Origin of the sequence: Marinobacterium mangrovicola (assembly GCF_004339595.1) — a bacterium.
In the GTDB taxonomy this organism is placed as follows: domain Bacteria; phylum Pseudomonadota; class Gammaproteobacteria; order Pseudomonadales; family Balneatricaceae; genus Marinobacterium_D; species Marinobacterium_D mangrovicola.
Genome location: NZ_SMFU01000011.1, coordinates 91,438 through 106,522, shown reverse-complemented (window position 1 = coordinate 106,522; position 15,085 = coordinate 91,438). Strand labels below are relative to the sequence as shown.

The 15,085-nt window shown below is 55.5% G+C and carries 16 protein-coding genes; 8 read left to right on the top strand and 8 right to left on the bottom strand.

The annotated features are described in order from the left end of the window. Nucleotides 1-103: 103 nt before the first annotated feature. Complete coding sequence (gene gcvP, locus CLV83_RS17560) at nucleotides 104-2,992, bottom strand: aminomethyl-transferring glycine dehydrogenase (protein WP_132295542.1); 2,889 nt, start codon at nucleotides 2,990-2,992, stop codon at nucleotides 104-106. Between the two features lie 93 nt (nucleotides 2,993-3,085). Then, nucleotides 3,086-3,475, bottom strand: coding sequence for a glycine cleavage system protein GcvH (gene gcvH / locus CLV83_RS17555; RefSeq protein WP_132295540.1), 390 nt, complete (start codon nucleotides 3,473-3,475; stop codon nucleotides 3,086-3,088). 632 nt (nucleotides 3,476-4,107) lie between these two features. Here gcvH and gcvT point away from each other — a divergent pair. Then, the gene (gcvT, locus tag CLV83_RS17550; RefSeq protein WP_132295538.1) at nucleotides 4,108-5,226 is read left to right on the top strand and encodes a glycine cleavage system aminomethyltransferase GcvT; all 1,119 of its coding nucleotides are present in this window, start codon (nucleotides 4,108-4,110) and stop codon (nucleotides 5,224-5,226) included. 77 nt (nucleotides 5,227-5,303) lie between these two features. Here gcvT and CLV83_RS17545 read toward each other — a convergent pair whose 3' ends face one another. From CLV83_RS17545 to CLV83_RS17535, 3 genes are all read right to left on the bottom strand, one after another. Then, the gene (locus tag CLV83_RS17545) at nucleotides 5,304-5,807 is read right to left on the bottom strand and encodes a Crp/Fnr family transcriptional regulator (protein ID WP_132295536.1); all 504 of its coding nucleotides are present in this window, start codon (nucleotides 5,805-5,807) and stop codon (nucleotides 5,304-5,306) included. A gap of 180 nt (nucleotides 5,808-5,987) precedes the next feature. Next, nucleotides 5,988-6,188, bottom strand: a complete 201-nt coding sequence (locus CLV83_RS17540) for a zf-HC2 domain-containing protein (RefSeq protein ID WP_132295533.1) — start codon at nucleotides 6,186-6,188, stop codon at nucleotides 5,988-5,990. Further along, the gene (locus tag CLV83_RS17535; protein ID WP_243642427.1) at nucleotides 6,185-6,790 is read right to left on the bottom strand and encodes a sigma-70 family RNA polymerase sigma factor; all 606 of its coding nucleotides are present in this window, start codon (nucleotides 6,788-6,790) and stop codon (nucleotides 6,185-6,187) included. Before CLV83_RS17535 ends, CLV83_RS17540 begins: the two co-directional genes overlap by 4 nt. Nucleotides 6,791-6,936: 146 nt before the next feature. Between CLV83_RS17535 and CLV83_RS17530 the strand changes: the two genes are divergently transcribed. Next, nucleotides 6,937-7,128: a DUF3012 domain-containing protein gene (locus tag CLV83_RS17530; RefSeq protein ID WP_132295527.1), complete on the top strand. Its 192-nt coding sequence runs from the start codon at nucleotides 6,937-6,939 to the stop codon at nucleotides 7,126-7,128. 414 nt (nucleotides 7,129-7,542) lie between these two features. Here CLV83_RS17530 and CLV83_RS17525 read toward each other — a convergent pair whose 3' ends face one another. Further along, complete coding sequence (locus CLV83_RS17525) at nucleotides 7,543-7,731, bottom strand: hypothetical protein (protein ID WP_132295524.1); 189 nt, start codon at nucleotides 7,729-7,731, stop codon at nucleotides 7,543-7,545. A gap of 333 nt (nucleotides 7,732-8,064) precedes the next feature. Here CLV83_RS17525 and CLV83_RS17520 point away from each other — a divergent pair, with 333 nt between their 5' ends. Genes CLV83_RS17520 through CLV83_RS17505 form a run of 4 tightly spaced genes read left to right on the top strand, consistent with a single transcriptional unit; the run spans nucleotide 8,065 to nucleotide 12,333 of the window. Further along, nucleotides 8,065-8,916 carry an SH3 domain-containing protein gene (locus tag CLV83_RS17520; protein ID WP_132295521.1) on the top strand — a complete coding sequence of 284 codons (852 nt, stop codon included), beginning with the start codon at nucleotides 8,065-8,067 and terminating at the stop codon, nucleotides 8,914-8,916. Between the two features lie 11 nt (nucleotides 8,917-8,927). Beyond that, complete coding sequence (locus CLV83_RS17515; protein WP_132295518.1) at nucleotides 8,928-10,889, top strand: hypothetical protein; 1,962 nt, start codon at nucleotides 8,928-8,930, stop codon at nucleotides 10,887-10,889. 13 nt (nucleotides 10,890-10,902) lie between these two features. Continuing rightward, nucleotides 10,903-11,913, top strand: coding sequence for a hypothetical protein (locus CLV83_RS17510; protein ID WP_132295515.1), 1,011 nt, complete (start codon nucleotides 10,903-10,905; stop codon nucleotides 11,911-11,913). Between the two features lie 60 nt (nucleotides 11,914-11,973). Next, on the top strand, nucleotides 11,974-12,333 hold the full coding sequence (locus CLV83_RS17505; protein ID WP_132295512.1) for a DUF4870 family protein: 360 nt from the start codon (nucleotides 11,974-11,976) through the stop codon (nucleotides 12,331-12,333). Nucleotides 12,334-12,350: 17 nt separating this feature from the next. Here CLV83_RS17505 and CLV83_RS17500 read toward each other — a convergent pair whose 3' ends face one another. Then, the gene (locus CLV83_RS17500; protein WP_132295509.1) at nucleotides 12,351-13,040 is read right to left on the bottom strand and encodes a pseudouridine synthase; all 690 of its coding nucleotides are present in this window, start codon (nucleotides 13,038-13,040) and stop codon (nucleotides 12,351-12,353) included. A gap of 92 nt (nucleotides 13,041-13,132) precedes the next feature. Here CLV83_RS17500 and CLV83_RS17495 point away from each other — a divergent pair, with 92 nt between their 5' ends. Both CLV83_RS17495 and CLV83_RS17490 read left to right on the top strand, forming a co-directional pair. Continuing rightward, complete coding sequence (locus CLV83_RS17495; protein ID WP_132295506.1) at nucleotides 13,133-13,630, top strand: FKBP-type peptidyl-prolyl cis-trans isomerase; 498 nt, start codon at nucleotides 13,133-13,135, stop codon at nucleotides 13,628-13,630. A gap of 103 nt (nucleotides 13,631-13,733) precedes the next feature. Further along, on the top strand, nucleotides 13,734-14,015 hold the full coding sequence (locus tag CLV83_RS17490) for a peptidylprolyl isomerase (protein ID WP_104004084.1): 282 nt from the start codon (nucleotides 13,734-13,736) through the stop codon (nucleotides 14,013-14,015). A gap of 128 nt (nucleotides 14,016-14,143) precedes the next feature. On the opposite strand, the gene CLV83_RS17485 is transcribed toward CLV83_RS17490, so the two are convergent. Continuing rightward, nucleotides 14,144-15,061: a LysR substrate-binding domain-containing protein gene (locus CLV83_RS17485; protein WP_132295503.1), complete on the bottom strand. Its 918-nt coding sequence runs from the start codon at nucleotides 15,059-15,061 to the stop codon at nucleotides 14,144-14,146. Between the last annotated feature and the right edge of the window lie 24 nt (nucleotides 15,062-15,085).

Genomic DNA, 15,085 nt, shown 5'->3' with positions numbered 1-15,085 from the left:
CTGCATCCAACCAGTGCTGCCAAGCACAAAACACCACCACAAACAAAAACGCCCAGCACAATAGCCGGGCGTTTTCATGTCTCCTAGGGACTAAACCCTAAGATCACTCCTCGCGATAAGAATCCACCGAAGGACAAGAACAGATCAGGTTACGATCCCCGTACACATTATCGATACGGTTCACGCTCGGCCAGAACTTGTTGTCGCGGCTGGCGTCGGTCGGGAACACCGCTTCAGCAATGCTGTAGACACGATCCCAGGCGCCGGTGATATCGGCCAGGGTGTGCGGTGCATGGTGCAGCGGGCTGTTCTCGGCGGTCCATTCGCCGGTTTCAACGCGGGCGATCTCACCACGGATGCAGACCATCGCTTCGATGAAGCGGTCCAGCTCCGCCTTGGACTCGGATTCGGTCGGCTCGATCATCAGCGTGCCCGGTACCGGGAACGACATGGTCGGAGCGTGGAAGCCGTAGTCCATCAGACGCTTGGCGATATCCTCTTCGGTGACACCAGTCGCTTCTTTCAGCGGACGGATATCGACGATGCACTCGTGCGCGACACGGTCGTGCTTGCCGCGGTAGAGGATCGGGTAATGCGCCGACAGCTTCTCGGTCAGGTAGTTGGCGTTCAGGATCGCCATCTGGGTCGAGCGCTTGAGGCCGTTCTTACCGAGCATGCGGATGTACATCCAGCTGATCGGCAAGATCGCGCCGGAGCCGTACGGAGAAGCGGCTACGGCACCGTTGTTCTGCTTCTGGCCCGCCACGTGGGTAACGCTGTGACCCGGCAGGAACGGCGCCAGGTGCGCTTTCACACCGATTGGGCCCATGCCCGGACCACCACCGCCATGCGGGATGGCGAAGGTTTTGTGCAGGTTCAGGTGAGACACGTCAGAGCCAATCACGCCCGGCTTGGAGATGCCGACCTGGGCGTTCATGTTGGCGCCATCCATGTAAACCTGGCCACCGAACTTGTGCACGATCTGGCAGATCTCGACGATCTCCTGCTCGTAAACACCGTGGGTACTCGGGTAGGTCACCATCAGGGCAGACAGGTTGGCGGCGTGCTCTTCAGCCTTGGCAGCCAGGTCAGCCACATCCACGTTGCCCTGCTCGTCACACTCAACGATCACCACCTTCAGGCCCATCATAGCGGCGGATGCCGGGTTGGTACCGTGAGCGGAAGACGGGATCAGGCAGATATCACGATGACCTTCACCGATCGACTCCTGGTATTTGCGGATCGCCAAGAGACCTGCGTATTCGCCCTGGGCGCCGGAGTTCGGCTGCATGGAAACCGCGTCGTATCCGGTGATCTCAACCAGCATCTCTTCGAGCTGACGAATCATCTCCAGGTAGCCTGCAGTCTGATCATGCGGCGCGAACGGATGCATGTTGGCAAACGCGGCCCAGGTGATCGGCGCCATCTCGGAGGTGGCGTTCAGCTTCATGGTGCAGGAACCCAGCGGGATCATGCCGTGCACCAGGGAGTAATCGCGGTTTTCCAGCTTCTTCAGATAGCGCAACATTTCGGTTTCGCTGTGGTAGCTGTTGAAGACCGGGTGAGTCAGGATGGCATCGGTGCGACGCAGCGCTTCCGGCAGGCCGGTGGTTTCGCCGTCAACGATGCTGGCGTCCAGCGCGTCCACAGACAGGCCGTGATCGCCACCCAGCAGCAGCGCCAGCAGGTTTTCCACATCCTTGCGGGTAGTGGTTTCATCCAGGCTGATACCGATATGCTCACCACCTACAAGACGCAGGTTGTAACCGGCCGCCAGTGCGCCTTCGATCACTTCGCCAGCGTTGGCTTCCTGAATGGTCAGGGTATCGAAGAAGGTGTCGTTGCACTTCAGGCCGCCCTGACGCAGGCCGTTGGCCAGAATCGTGGTCAAACGGTGTACGCGCTCGGCGATGCGGCGCAAACCTTCCGGGCCGTGGTAAACGGCATAGAAGGAGGACATGTTGGCCAGCAGTGCCTGGGCGGTACAGATGTTGGAAGTCGCTTTCTCGCGGCGGATATGCTGCTCGCGGGTCTGCATAGCCATACGCAGCGCCTGGTTGCCGCGGCTGTCAACGGATACACCGATGATACGGCCCGGTACGGAGCGTTTGAGCTTGTCAGAGGTGGCGAAGAACGCCGCGTGCGGGCCACCAAAGCCCATCGGCACGCCGAAACGCTGAGCTGAACCGAAAACGATGTCGGCACCCAGGTCACCCGGTGACTTCATAAGTACCAGCGCCAGCAGATCGCTCGCGATGCAGACCATGGACTTCTGCTCTTTCGCCTTGGCGATCAGGCTTTCCACATCGGCAATATCGCCGTGGGTGCCCGGGTACTGCAGCAGCACGCCGAAGCTGTCGTACTCTTCCAGCTTTTCAGCCTTGTCGACCACTACTTCATAACCGAAGTATTCGGCGCGAGTACGGATTACGTCGATGGTCTGCGGATGCACATCGTCAGCCACGAAGAAGATGTCAGTCTTCTTGCGGTTGGAGCGCTTGCACAGGGTCATCGCTTCGGCAGCGGCAGTAGCTTCATCCAACAGAGAGGCGTTGGCCAGCGCCATACCGGTCAGGTCCATCACCATCTGCTGGTAGTTCAGCAGTGCTTCCAGACGACCCTGGGCGATCTCGGGCTGGTAAGGCGTGTACGCTGTGTACCAGGCCGGGTTTTCCAGCACGTTGCGCTGAATCACGCCCGGCACCAGGGTGCCGTAGTAGCCCATACCGATCATCGAACGCTTCACCTTGTTCTTGGAGGCGATCGCTTCGAGCTCGGCCAGAGCCTCAACTTCGGTGATACCTTCCGGCATCGCCAGAGCGTCATCAAGACGGATAGAAGCTGGCACCGCCTGCTCTATCAGCTCGTCCAGGGATTTCAGTCCCAGGGTATCGAGCATGGTCTGCTCTTCCTGCCCATCGGGTCCGATGTGACGCTGGGTAAATTCGTCGTGACCTTCCAGTTCACTCAATCCGCGGAGTTCTGTTGCCATCTTGCCTGCCCTTTTTCTGACGTTGACGAGAGTTGAAGAATAATAGTCGCACCGGGCAACAACTGCCGCCCGGTGGAGGTGTGATCCGGCGTATCAGCCTTCGCTGACAGCCTTGACGTAAGCTTCAGCATCCATCAGCTTGGCCAGCTCAGAAGCGTCAGACATACGGATCTTGCAGATCCAGCCGTCACCGAAAGGTCCTTCGTTGATCAGCTCCGGGCTGTCTTCGAGCTGCTCGTTGGCTTCGATGACTTCACCACCGACTGGCGCGTAGATATCAGAGGCAGCCTTGACCGACTCAACCACGGAGAACTCTTCGCCCGCTTCCACTTCGCGGCCTACTTCCGGCAGCTCAACAAACACCACGTCACCCAGTTGTTCCTGGGCAAAGTCGCTGATACCGACAGTGACAGTGCCGTCACCGTTGTCGCGGACCCACTCGTGGGAAGATGCATATTTCAGGTCAGTCGGAAGATCGCTCATTGTTCGCTATCCATCTTTTGGTCGTTTGGATTGTGGCGCTTTACCGTTCACCGGATCGGTACCGAAAACAGCGGACGACTCTCTTACGGAGCTTGTGTCACGCCTTTCTATTACGTAGCTCTGCGCAGTTTAGCCCAGCCTTCAGTATCAACTGCCAACGCCATTAGCCCGTACCCGTCATTAATGACAGGGCCGGGATCATTGACGCCAGGCGAAGACCTGGTGAACGAGAAGTCCGCCGCTCCCCTTGTTGAGCACTGATTGCTAAGCAAGCAACCGCACCCTGGCAGAGCAGGCTGGCTTTTCTCTGACTAAACTCAACGCAAAACATCGCACACCCGATGCAGTGTAAACCAGTTGCGCCAGATGGGCGGCAGACTATCAACAGTGTCGCACTGGAGCAAGAAAAAAATTTCCTATTGGAAACAGCCGCCTGTAGAGGAACCTTCGGCGGTATCGGTAGGATGAGAAGAATTACTCGTTTAAATTTAGGCTCTTAAAGCTCCATATCGGGCAGCGAGAGAGAAAACACTGCGGAACCACGGGCCGAGATCAAGTGAAGGAAATTTGTTTCCTATCGGAAATTTTGGTTAACATAGCACCTGTTTCAAACCAGTACTTAGAGGCTTCCAATGGAAGAGACATTGCTGCATACCCCCCTGTTCGCGCTGCATGAAGAACTTGGCGCCCGCATGGTTCCCTTCGCCGGTTACGCGATGCCGGTTCAATATCCCAGCGGCGTGCGCAAAGAGCATCTGCATACCCGTGAAGCGGCCGGGTTGTTCGATGTCAGCCACATGGGCCAGGTCTATATCACGGGCGAGAACGCCGGTGCGGAGCTGGAACGCCTGGTACCGGTCGACGTTATCGACCTGCCTGTGGGCAAACAGCGTTATGCCTTCTTTACCAACGCTGAAGGCGGCATCCTCGATGATCTGATGATCACCCGCATGACCGACGGCTACTACCTGGTGGTCAACGCGGCGTGCAAAGACGCCGATATCGCTCACCTGCGCGCCAACCTGGGCGAGTCCACCGAACTGGAAGTGATGGAGAGCCACGCGCTGATCGCCATTCAGGGCCCGAAAGCGGCCGAGGTGATGATCCGCATTCAGCCGGAACTGGCCAACATGGTGTTCATGGACAACCTGGTGGTAGATATCGCCGGCATTAACTGTTTTGTCAGCCGCTCCGGCTACACCGGTGAAGATGGCTTTGAGATCTCTGTCCCGGCGGCACAGTGCGAAGAACTAACCCGCCTGCTGCTGGCCCAGGATGAAGTGGAAGCGATCGGTCTTGGCGCCCGCGATTCACTGCGTCTGGAATCCGGTCTCTGCCTCTACGGTCACGATATCGACACCGGCACCACGCCGGTGGAAGCAAGCCTGCTGTGGGCGATCTCTCCGGTACGTCGTGCCGATGGCGCCCGCGCCGGCGGATTCCCGGGTGCGGATATAATCCTCAAGCAGATGCAGGAAAAGTCAGCCACCCGCAAACGTGTCGGCCTGATCGGTGAAGGCCGCGCCCCGGTGCGTGAAGGCACCGAGCTGTTTGATGCGGACGGTAACAAAGTGGGTGAAGTAACCAGCGGTACCTTCGGCCCCAGCGCCGGTCTGTCGATCGCCATGGGTTACGTGGCCAAAGAGGTCAGCGCTCTGGATACACAGATTTTCGCGGAAGTGCGCGGCAAGCGCCTGCCGATGAAAGTCAGCCGCACCCCATTTGTGCCGCAGCGCTACTTCCGTGGTTAAAAAAACGAGGTTAAAAACGTGGATAAGAGCCGCGGTTAATAATCGACGTTAAAAGCCCAAAACAGAAAGCCCGGTCATCAAGCCGGGCTTTTTGGTATTCCGTGTGTGGCCACATCCACAAAGCGGTCATTAATACCGCAGATGGTGCGCGCCAATTCCCGGGACAGGTTCAACATAAGGATACCGAAGTCCGAAGGTAGATCCAGGTGCAGCTGGTAGAACAGGTCCGTATCCACACGCAAAATAACACTCTGTTCCAGTGCACTGGCGGAGCCCTGACGCGGCAGCAGCCCAATCATCGAAACGTAACCCAGCTCTTCACCGAAGCCCACCTCCCGCATCAGCAGCCTGTCCTGCTCTATCTCGCGGTAGTAGCCCAGCCGGCCTTCCAACACGACCACAAAGAAACCCGCTGTTTCACCGCACTTGAAGACTCTGTCGCCTTTATCCAGCGCCTGTAGCTTGCCTTTACTCAGCAGGAAAAGAATCGCCTCTTCGCTTAATGCACCGAAGGTTGAAGCGGCCTTAAAATACTCAAGACCTGACTTCTCGATGATTCTTTGTCCATCCAGATCTTTCATGTTGCACCCACTGTTCGCTTGCCAAACTCCGCGGCTACTCGAACTTTATCGATGTGTTATTCCGTTTGTTATTTCATTTGCTACTAGTACAGCGTGGACCGCCCTCGGCGCTAAAACAAGTTACACCTTGGTCCTATAGACCTCAGATTGGACCCGAGACGCAGCGCTAAAAACCCGCGGTTACTCCCCCTCTTTATCACTGCTTTCATCCTCGCGCCGTCGCCCGGTTATACGCCGCAGCATCTGCAGCTGCTGCTCACAGCGACGACAGTAGCTGCACATCATCAGGTGCGTTCGCAACGAGACACGCTCCCCCAGGGTTAATGGCCGGTCGATCTTTATCGACATCAGTTCTGTTGCCCGCTTGCATGCCATCGTCATCTGTCATCGCCCTCTTTACTGAACCAACCAGCCTCCAGACAGGCGCGTAGCTTAAGCCGTGCCCGGTGCAGGATGACCCAGCAGTTCTGTTCGCTGATCTCCAGACAGTCGCAGATCTCTTCAGTCTCCAGCCCCATCAGTTCACGCAGGGTAAACACCTGGGCACCGCTTTTCGGCAGATGAAAGACGCAGATATCAAACACCTCCCAAAAGCGGTCGTTATCGCAGGACTCCTCCGGCTGCACCCATGACTGGGGTCTCGCCCCCACCGCCCAGTGGGCGTGAGAGTCAAACATCTCTTCCAGCTCCGGCTGCTCGTTGGAATCATATTCCGCCACCACATCCCGACCACGCCGACGAATCGCATCCACCAGCTTGTGACGCAGTATGCCGAACACCCAGGTTTCAAACTGGGACTGCCCCCTGAAGCGGTGCAACGACTGCAGCGCAGACGCCAGGGTCTCCTGCACCATGTCCTCGGCGTAAACCTGATCCGACAGCTGCAGCCGGGCAAAAGCGAGAAGTCGCGGGCGCACAGCGACCAGCCGCGCCTGAAGTTCACTGATATCATCCGGTGATAAGCCATTGTCTTCCGTACTCAAATACCACCTCCTTTCCCGCTTTGTCGTTCTTGTCTGAGAAACCTTACACATGATCGACCAGCGGCAAGGGTCTGGCAAACCGGACAAGACAGCCAAAATACAATCCGCTAGTATTTTCGCCGGAAGCCACTAAACGGAAGACAGTTATGAAAGCGACGCTTAAAGGAGTAAAAAAGAGTTCATTCCTGGCCCTGCTTTTGAGTGCTGTTTTCGCACTCAGCGCCTGCTCACCCGAGGTTGGCAGCGAAGAGTGGTGCGCTGATATGAAAGAAAAACCCAAGGGGGAGTGGACCGCTAACGAGCTGGCGGACTTTACCAAGCACTGCCTGATCCCGTAATTTAGGCTTGAGAAAGTCGATGAGGCTCTGCGCTAGGATGATGTGTCAGCCTCTTTCACCTACACACTAGCTATTTTAGAGATGCCCGATACAAAAGCAGCAACGGCTGTAATGTGTCGAAAGACTCAAAACTAAAAATAATTAGTGGTGCAGATTAGAGTCACTTAGCATGTTTCTTTTCCTTAGGCTTTAAGGAAGGGTAGACGGAATCAAAGTTGTGCTGCGGTTCATTACAACAATGATGACCAGGTTCTCGCAGAGATAGCCAGAGCCCATGCGCAACCGATGTACGTTGAAGGATTAACTCGGCGCCCTCTCACTTCAGGGCCGCCGTGACACAAGGAAAGTCACAGTGTTTTACTTGCTATATAGACAGTTACTCATCATTGCGCTTCCTTTTTTTTATCTGGCAGTTCACAGCACTAATTCAAGATTCAAGTGCTCTTCACTCAACACCTCATCTTTTTTTACACCGCCAAAACCTGCATTGATCCCCCCTTCTTCAGAGATCAATGACAAGCTACTGAGCCAGGTTAACGACCTGTCTGCACGCGTAAAAGTGCTGGCTGCCTTTTCCCTTATCAATTGCATCGCTTGCGCCACCCAATCAACTCATTACCTGGCCGCTAGCAGCGCTCAGGCTACTGAAACTTAAAGCAAAACCCGATTCATCGAATATCACTAAGCGTCTTACCCACCCTCACGGGATGAATGTCGAGCCGCATACAAGAACCTGGAAAGACACAAAAATAAACAGTGTACAAATTGATACAAAAATTCAAATAAGATTGATGAACTTAAAAATAAGGAAAGTAGCCTCTCATAAACCTTAAAAAACAAGTAAGCAGACCGCTGATTCAAGGATGAATAGCAGAACTGGGCGCCTATCCTCGTGGCCAGTCATCTTTGTATCTAGCAAACGACAAGGAGTGTCGAATGAAACGTAAAACGCCAGTTCTCATCCTCGCATCGGTTGTAGCCGCTTCCGGCTGTAGCACGATGTCGCAGCAAAACAGCCTGTTCTCCAAGGAAAATATCGGTACCGTGCTTGGCTCGGGCGTAGGCATACTCGTTGGCAGCCAGGTCGGCGGGGGTAATGGCCGACGCTTAGCCATGATCGCCGGCGCTATTGCCGGTGGCATGCTTGGCAAACAGATCGGCGCAAATCTGGATGAACGAGACCGGCAAGCTCTCGCTCTAGAAACCCAAAAAGCCCTGCTAACAGCAAAAGACGGCGAAGCCCAGCACTGGAAATCTAATCATAGCGACGCTAGCGCAACGATTACTCCGGTTTCAACTCAAACCCGTAAACAGTCAGCAGGACTAAAGCGCACCGCGAAGGTCGTCAATGTCGACCAACTGACGCTAGTTAATGCTACTTACGAAGCAATCAAGGGCGTAAACATTCGCCGCGGCCCTGCGACGTCCTATGACCGTATAGGCTCTCTGGCAGCCGGCACATCTTTCACCGCTCTAGGCCGCACAGACAATGACTGGATAGCTGTAGGTCGCAAGGGGGTAGCAGTCGGATACATCTACTCGCCCCTTACCCGCCCCGTCACAGCGGTCATCGATGATTCCGCTACCGATCTAGACGCAATGGTCGTATCCAGCGAAAACGCTGAGCAAAGCGGCTTTGACCTCGACTCAATGGAAATCGTCACTGATCAGATTACCGCCTCTACCGAATGCCGCACTGTCCAATATGACGTCCGCGCGAGTGAAACTAACGAATCCAAGCAAGTTGAGCTGTGCCAGGCGGCCGACGGCGCGTGGGAACTGATCTGACAGGTACCGATATGAAACGAACGATCTTAACACTGGCGATATCCACCACACTGTTCGCGCAGGCTGAAGCAGCCGAGCACCGCCTCGCCTTCTCTAAGGCCGCGGAACTGGAAATCTTCGTTGAGCATCCGGATAACCAGCCTTGGTGTTCCGAATCCCTATCTCTCCGGTTTCAGGGAAACGGGGCCACCAATTCAAAAACGGTGACCGACATTATGCCTAAACTTGGCGTACTGATCGGCCGTGAATGCCCTCAAGCAACGGATGCCAACTGGCAAAGCGTTAATCCCACGAATGAATCCATCGCAGAAGGGTCCGCTAACGCGGCAGACCAGTGGCAACTCAACATCGCAACAGGCTATGGTGTAACCCCCAAACAACAGACTACAAATCAGCCTGCAGACGCAATAGCAAGTACAGAGCCCGCTTCACCTAACGCCTCCTCTGAGCCAGCGGTACCTGCATCACCACAAAACGTACCAGCCGTGCGTGATGACTCTACACAGCAACAAGCAGTTGCAGAAAAAATCCAGCCAGAACAACTCTCGTCGGGCTCAGAAGATGTAGCTGATGTTCGAGCCGAAAAAGATGAAACAACTCCTCCAACACCCGAGAATCAAGCCGGTCATGTGGCCGAAACGGAAGACGAGCCAGCTCAAAAACAAAAAGCAATTCAGGCAGAGAGCCAAAAACCTAGTTTTGCAATCAACGGCTGGCAACCGCGATCAAGCATCGAAACGATTAAAGAAACGAGCTTCAGCCTCCCCATCAAGGACCAAAACAACTGCATATTCAACACCAATTATGACCTAAAAGTAGATGCCGAATTCATTCGCGGCACAAGCAGTAATCTAACGTGCAACCCTCTCGGACTCATAGAAGGAGAAGGAAGCTTTCATATCTCGCGAACAGATGGTCAGAACCTGGGCACAATCGAGGCCGAGTTCAGCTACGGACTTCCCTTCATTGGGGGCAAACCTAAGTTCGAAATTCAAAAGATCACTGGACGTAACCTATATGCACATATCGGCTCTGATGAGTCAGCTAAGGTCCATTATCTTTTGGAGATTCCTAGAGCAAATAATGGTGCCTGGAACCTAAAAAGGGCTAATTTGCTGGCATTAACCGAGAACGAAGCTCTATTCAGGGACGTTAAGCTCATCGATCCGCTTGTGCGTCAAGGGATCGATTTAATGCCGAAGCCTACCAGTATAGAAACTCGCCGCGTTTCCTTTGTCGCATTAACTTCGATAGCAGAAGCACTAAAGGGAGAAACTGTCAGTAGTGACCATTTGCTCTACAGTGTGCGACTTTCGCGAAAACGGAACAGCCCCCTGTGGAGCTTTAATCTACAACAAGCGAAGAACCATCTATTCGAAAGAGAATATCGCGAGGCGCAAGCGGCTAAACGAGAACAGGAACGCTTAGAGCGGGAGGAGCGTTTAGCCAAAGAGCGGGCCCACCAACAGAAGATCCGGAAACTTCAAGAGCTGGCCCGGACCGAGCAGAATAATCTTCAACACTATGAAGAAATCGCCAAACGTCCTCCCCAAGAGCTCCGTAACAGCTGGGTGCACGAAACTGATTACGACTTCCTAGATCGTAGTGAGTACACCCGCCTTGTCCAAGGTGCCGAACGCGAATGGCGCCAAATCGTGCATATAGATGGTGAAGACGATGGTATCTGGCAGATCGACTTCCCGTATCACGCACAGCTAAACAGCGACCAACAGCTCAGTAATGGCTGGTACCAAGTTACCGGTATGGTAAGTCTGGATGCTAAACGAGCAGACTCAGATGGACTTCCTCTGACCCGGATTACTGCCTCACAAACCAAGCCATGTAATGACCGGCAATGTCTGGAAAACTTCGACCCTGTTTCAGTAATGCAGGCTCAGTTAAACGACCTTGAGTGGACGCCCCTCAAAGCCCAGGCGACCATCGATAAATTAAACAGCGGCGAACTTGACTGACAGGGTGGATATTATGAAAAAACTTTCGCTACAGCAGATGATCGCTGCTGGCGCTGGCGCCACTGTTGTCGTCATTGGTGGGGCATACTTTGGTCTAAGCACTTATGCTGGTAGCCTGGCTGAAGACAAAATCAGATCCACGCTGTCTCGCGCAGGAATCAATGATTCCAGCTATAGCTGGTCTTCACTATCAGCCAGTCCGCTAGGCGGCTCTATTAAACTGGAGGGGCTCAAAGTCAACCACGACACCTCAAACGGGCGTGGTCGACGCTTTATTGCGATTAATATCGAAGAGCTCGTGCTGGAGGGATTTAACGGAGAGGAGTTTCCTGAAGAAGCAACCATCAGCTTAGGCCAGGTAGATGTCCCCTCAATAAGCAATGAAGGTTACGAGCGCAACGAACTGAAAAAGCAACTGGATCAATCCCAATTGATGACATTAGCCAACGCAAGTGGTCGACAATCCCTACTTCCATTTGACGTTAAACTCGACTGGGAGCTAGGTGACGACGAGCTGGAACTTAACTGGTCTACAACCCAACCAGAAATGTTCAAGGCCGAGGGTCACCAGCTCATCACTGGTCCTATATCGCAATTACAAGCAATGACTACCCCTGCAAGCTTGTCCGCGACATCGCCGATGTCCCTGCTGGCCCAATACGCCCAACTGGGCAGTCAACTCGGGATCCGTGAACTAGATCTCACAATCGAAGATCTTGGTAGCATGGAGCGCGCCACTAAACTACGAACACGCTACGACATAGCCAGAGGCCAGGCTGAAAACGAGGATGAAAGCCAGGAAGAATTCATGGCCGACTTCCAGTCCGACTGTGAACAGAATCTTCAGGCTATTTTCGAGAACAGCGATGCTTGTGAGAATCTCACCGGATTTATGACTGCCGAAAACTCATCCATCGAATTTTCAGCCGAGGGCGCCCGCTCGTTAACTCTGGCGGAGCTAGTTCGGCTCAACCCTCGAAATTTCGGTTACCTGAAGACCGAGTTTCATCCCGAAATCAACTAAAAACCCAACCAATGCCCAACTTAGCAAGGCATTTTTACTAAACTAAACAAGGAAGAAGTGATGACAGAACAAGCCCCGACTGCAGCCGGAACTACTGATACCAGCAGTGTACGCCTGGTTTATATCCTCTATCTGGTTGGCCTGGTGTTCGGTATTACCGGCATCATCGGTGTGATCATGGCCTATATCAACAAGGGCGAGAGCGACGCTATTGCCGCCAGCCATTACCGGTTTCAGATCCGCACCTTCTGGATCGGCTTTCTGATGATGTTCATCGGCGCCATCACCTCGGTGTTTATCATCGGCTGGTTTGTGTTCCTGTTCTGGTTCATCTGGCTGATCGTACGCTGCGTCAAGGGAATGAAGTACCTGGAACAGCGCCAGGCTCACCCAGATCCCACCACCTGGATGTTCGGCTAAACCGAATAGCCCAGCTATCAGACGGAGGCGACCTCTGCCTCCGTCAGTGCCCTGAACTCTCCCGGAGTCAGGGCCAGATCCAGCTCGATCAACCCCATCTTTTCCCGATGCAGTTCCACCACGCGATTACCGACACGGGCAAACATCCGCTTGATCTGGTGATAGCGCCCCTCATAGATCGTCACCCGCGCCTCCCGCTCGCCCAGGCGCTCCAGCTGCGCAGGCGTGGTAGTGAGATCCTCGGTGGCAAAGTAGAACCCTTCGGCGAAGCGCTGCTCAGCATCGGCGGCTATGGGCTCAGCCGTGGTCACACGATAGACCTTGGGCAGCTTCTTACCCGGCTCGGTGAGACGACGGGACCAGAGACCATCGTTGGTCAGAATCAGCAGGCCGGTGGAGGCGCGATCCAGGCGGCCGCCGATATGCAGCTGTTCGCGCAGCAGATCAGGCATCAGCTCCATCACCGTGGGGTGCTCGGGATCACTGGTGGCGCTGAGGTAACCCGCCGGCTTGTGCAGCATAATGTAGTGCGCCTGACACTCCTGCAGCACCCGACCGTCCAGCGTCACACGCACGAAGCGGTCGATCTCCGCTCGCGGATCGGTGATCAGGCTATCGGCCACGGTGACACGCCCGGCGGCCACGGCCCAGCGGGAGTCACGGTGTGAAAGGTCGGTGTGTTTGCAGATGAATTTATCGAGGCGCATGCCGCCATTATCTCAGATCCTGCTCAATCCTTGCCAAGCTTTGTCGATATGCGGATACTTCGCGGTTTCGCAACAGGCGCAAGGTACACGCGATGACACAGATTACTGACGGCACCGTGGTGCAGTTTCACTACACCCTGACCGATGCCGATAACACCCAGATCGAAACCAACATCGGCTCTGACCCGCTGGCCTATCTGCACGGCCACGGCGGTATGATCCCGGCACTGGAAGAAGCGCTGGAAGGCAAGGCCAAGGGCGATACCCTGCACATCACCCTGACGCCGGAACAGGCCTACGGCGAGCGCAAGGAAGGCCAAGAACAGCGCGTGCCGCTGAAACACCTGCAGGGCCTGCCTAAGGGCACCCGCAAGTGGCAGGCCGGCATGGTCGCTGTCGTACAGACCGACCAGGGCATGCGTCAGGTCACCGTGATCAAGCCGGGTCTGAAGATGGTGCTGGTGGATACCAACCATCCGCTGGCCGGCAAAACGCTGACCTACGATATCGAAGTCACCGATGTCCGCGAAGCCACCGATGAAGAGATCGCTCACGGTCACGCTCACGGTGTTGGCGGCCACCACCACTGATTCACACGCCTCGGCTCTATCCGGGACGGGGCGGCGAATTGGCTGAACGGCTGAGTAAACAGCTATGCTTAAATTTTTAAACAACCTGTTAGGGAGAAAACCCATGGCACGCGCAAGCGCACGTCACATCCTCGTCGGTACCGAAGCTGAATGCCAGGCACTGAAAGATCAGATCGCAAACGGCGCCGATTTCGCAGCTCTGGCGAAAGAACACTCCCAGTGCCCGTCAGGCCGTCAGGGTGGCGAGCTGGGCAGCTTCGGCCCGGGTCAGATGGTTCCGGCTTTCGACAAAGTCGTTTTCAGCGCACCGATCAACGAAGTTCAGGGTCCGGTTCAGACCCAGTTCGGTTACCACCTGCTGGAAGTGACCAGCCGCGAAGACTGATTTCGCCTCTAGGAGGCGCGCCCTCGCGCCGATTGACGCTGGCACGGAAATGATCCGAAGCTTGCGTTGATCGCGATGAGGGCGTCGCTCCTACTTCAAACGCTTACCCCACCCAATGCCCATTTCGTTCAGATCGATCCCGTCTCCGCTGTAGTACCCAGTGCTGTAGTACCCAGATAACGCTGAATCTGCTCTCTCAGGATTCCGTACAGCCTCTGCTCCACCTCACCAAGCTCCGCCCGTGAGCGATCCAGCCTGATACCTATCTCACCCAGCGGCGGCAAAGACCCATCACTGATCACCGATAGCGATGAGGGCAAACCGAAATCAGTGCGCACGGTGACGCCAAGCCCCGCCTGTACCGCTTGCCAGACTCCGCCCAGCCCCTGGCTGGCAAATACGACCTGCCAGGGTATGCCGGCGCGATCCAGCGCTTCGGTGGCCCACTGACGCATCAGGCAGGGTTTCTCAAACATCACCAGTTTCAGCGGCTCTCCGGTCAGCAATGACCGCTGCAACTCCGTTTCAGCTGGGCCGACCCAGCGCAGCGGCAACTGCGCCAGCACCTCGCTGTAAGCGGACGATTCTCCCGCCGCCCAGCAAAGCGCCAGATCCAGCTCATCGGAACGGATTCCATCCAGCAGCACGGCGTTGCGCGCCACGTTGGCGCTAAGCTGCACCTGGGGATGCGCCCGGGTGAAACTGGCGAGCACCGACGGCAACAACGCTTCGCTGAAATCCTCCTGCATACCGAAGCGGATACGCCCCGGCAGCTGAGCACCGCCGATCGCCTGGGCGGCTTCATCATTCAACGCCAGCAGCCGCCGCGCATAGGCAAGTAGCACCTCACCCGCATCCGTCGGCTGCAGATGCCGACCCACCTTGCGCACCAGCGCCACATCGCACTGCTGCTCCAGTTTTTTCAACTGTGCGCTGGCCGCCGAAGTAGATCGGTGCAGCCGCTCCGCCGCCAGCGCGAAGCTGCCCAGCTCGATACCCAGCACAAAGGTACGCAGAGCATCCAGATCAAAGCTGATCGTCTTCAAACAATAGTCCTGAATTAGTGGATT

Excerpts from the sequence above, each read along its gene's own strand:
- gcvP (WP_132295542.1), bottom strand. The coding sequence starts at position 2,992 with ATGGCAACAGAACTCCGCGGATTGAGTGAACTGGAAGGTCACGACGAA.
- gcvH (WP_132295540.1), bottom strand. The coding sequence starts at position 3,475 with ATGAGCGATCTTCCGACTGACCTGAAATATGCATCTTCCCACGAGTGG.
- CLV83_RS17540 (WP_132295533.1), bottom strand. The coding sequence starts at position 6,188 with ATGACGATGGCATGCAAGCGGGCAACAGAACTGATGTCGATAAAGATC.
- CLV83_RS17495 (WP_132295506.1), top strand. The coding sequence starts at position 13,133 with ATGACACAGATTACTGACGGCACCGTGGTGCAGTTTCACTACACCCTG.
- gcvT (WP_132295538.1), top strand. The coding sequence starts at position 4,108 with ATGGAAGAGACATTGCTGCATACCCCCCTGTTCGCGCTGCATGAAGAA.
- CLV83_RS17490 (WP_104004084.1), top strand. The coding sequence starts at position 13,734 with ATGGCACGCGCAAGCGCACGTCACATCCTCGTCGGTACCGAAGCTGAA.
- CLV83_RS17545 (WP_132295536.1), bottom strand. The coding sequence starts at position 5,807 with ATGAAAGATCTGGATGGACAAAGAATCATCGAGAAGTCAGGTCTTGAG.
- CLV83_RS17530 (WP_132295527.1), top strand. The coding sequence starts at position 6,937 with ATGAAAGCGACGCTTAAAGGAGTAAAAAAGAGTTCATTCCTGGCCCTG.
- CLV83_RS17510 (WP_132295515.1), top strand. The coding sequence starts at position 10,903 with ATGAAAAAACTTTCGCTACAGCAGATGATCGCTGCTGGCGCTGGCGCC.
- CLV83_RS17500 (WP_132295509.1), bottom strand. The coding sequence starts at position 13,040 with ATGCGCCTCGATAAATTCATCTGCAAACACACCGACCTTTCACACCGT.
- CLV83_RS17515 (WP_132295518.1), top strand. The coding sequence starts at position 8,928 with ATGAAACGAACGATCTTAACACTGGCGATATCCACCACACTGTTCGCG.
- CLV83_RS17520 (WP_132295521.1), top strand. The coding sequence starts at position 8,065 with ATGAAACGTAAAACGCCAGTTCTCATCCTCGCATCGGTTGTAGCCGCT.
- CLV83_RS17505 (WP_132295512.1), top strand. The coding sequence starts at position 11,974 with ATGACAGAACAAGCCCCGACTGCAGCCGGAACTACTGATACCAGCAGT.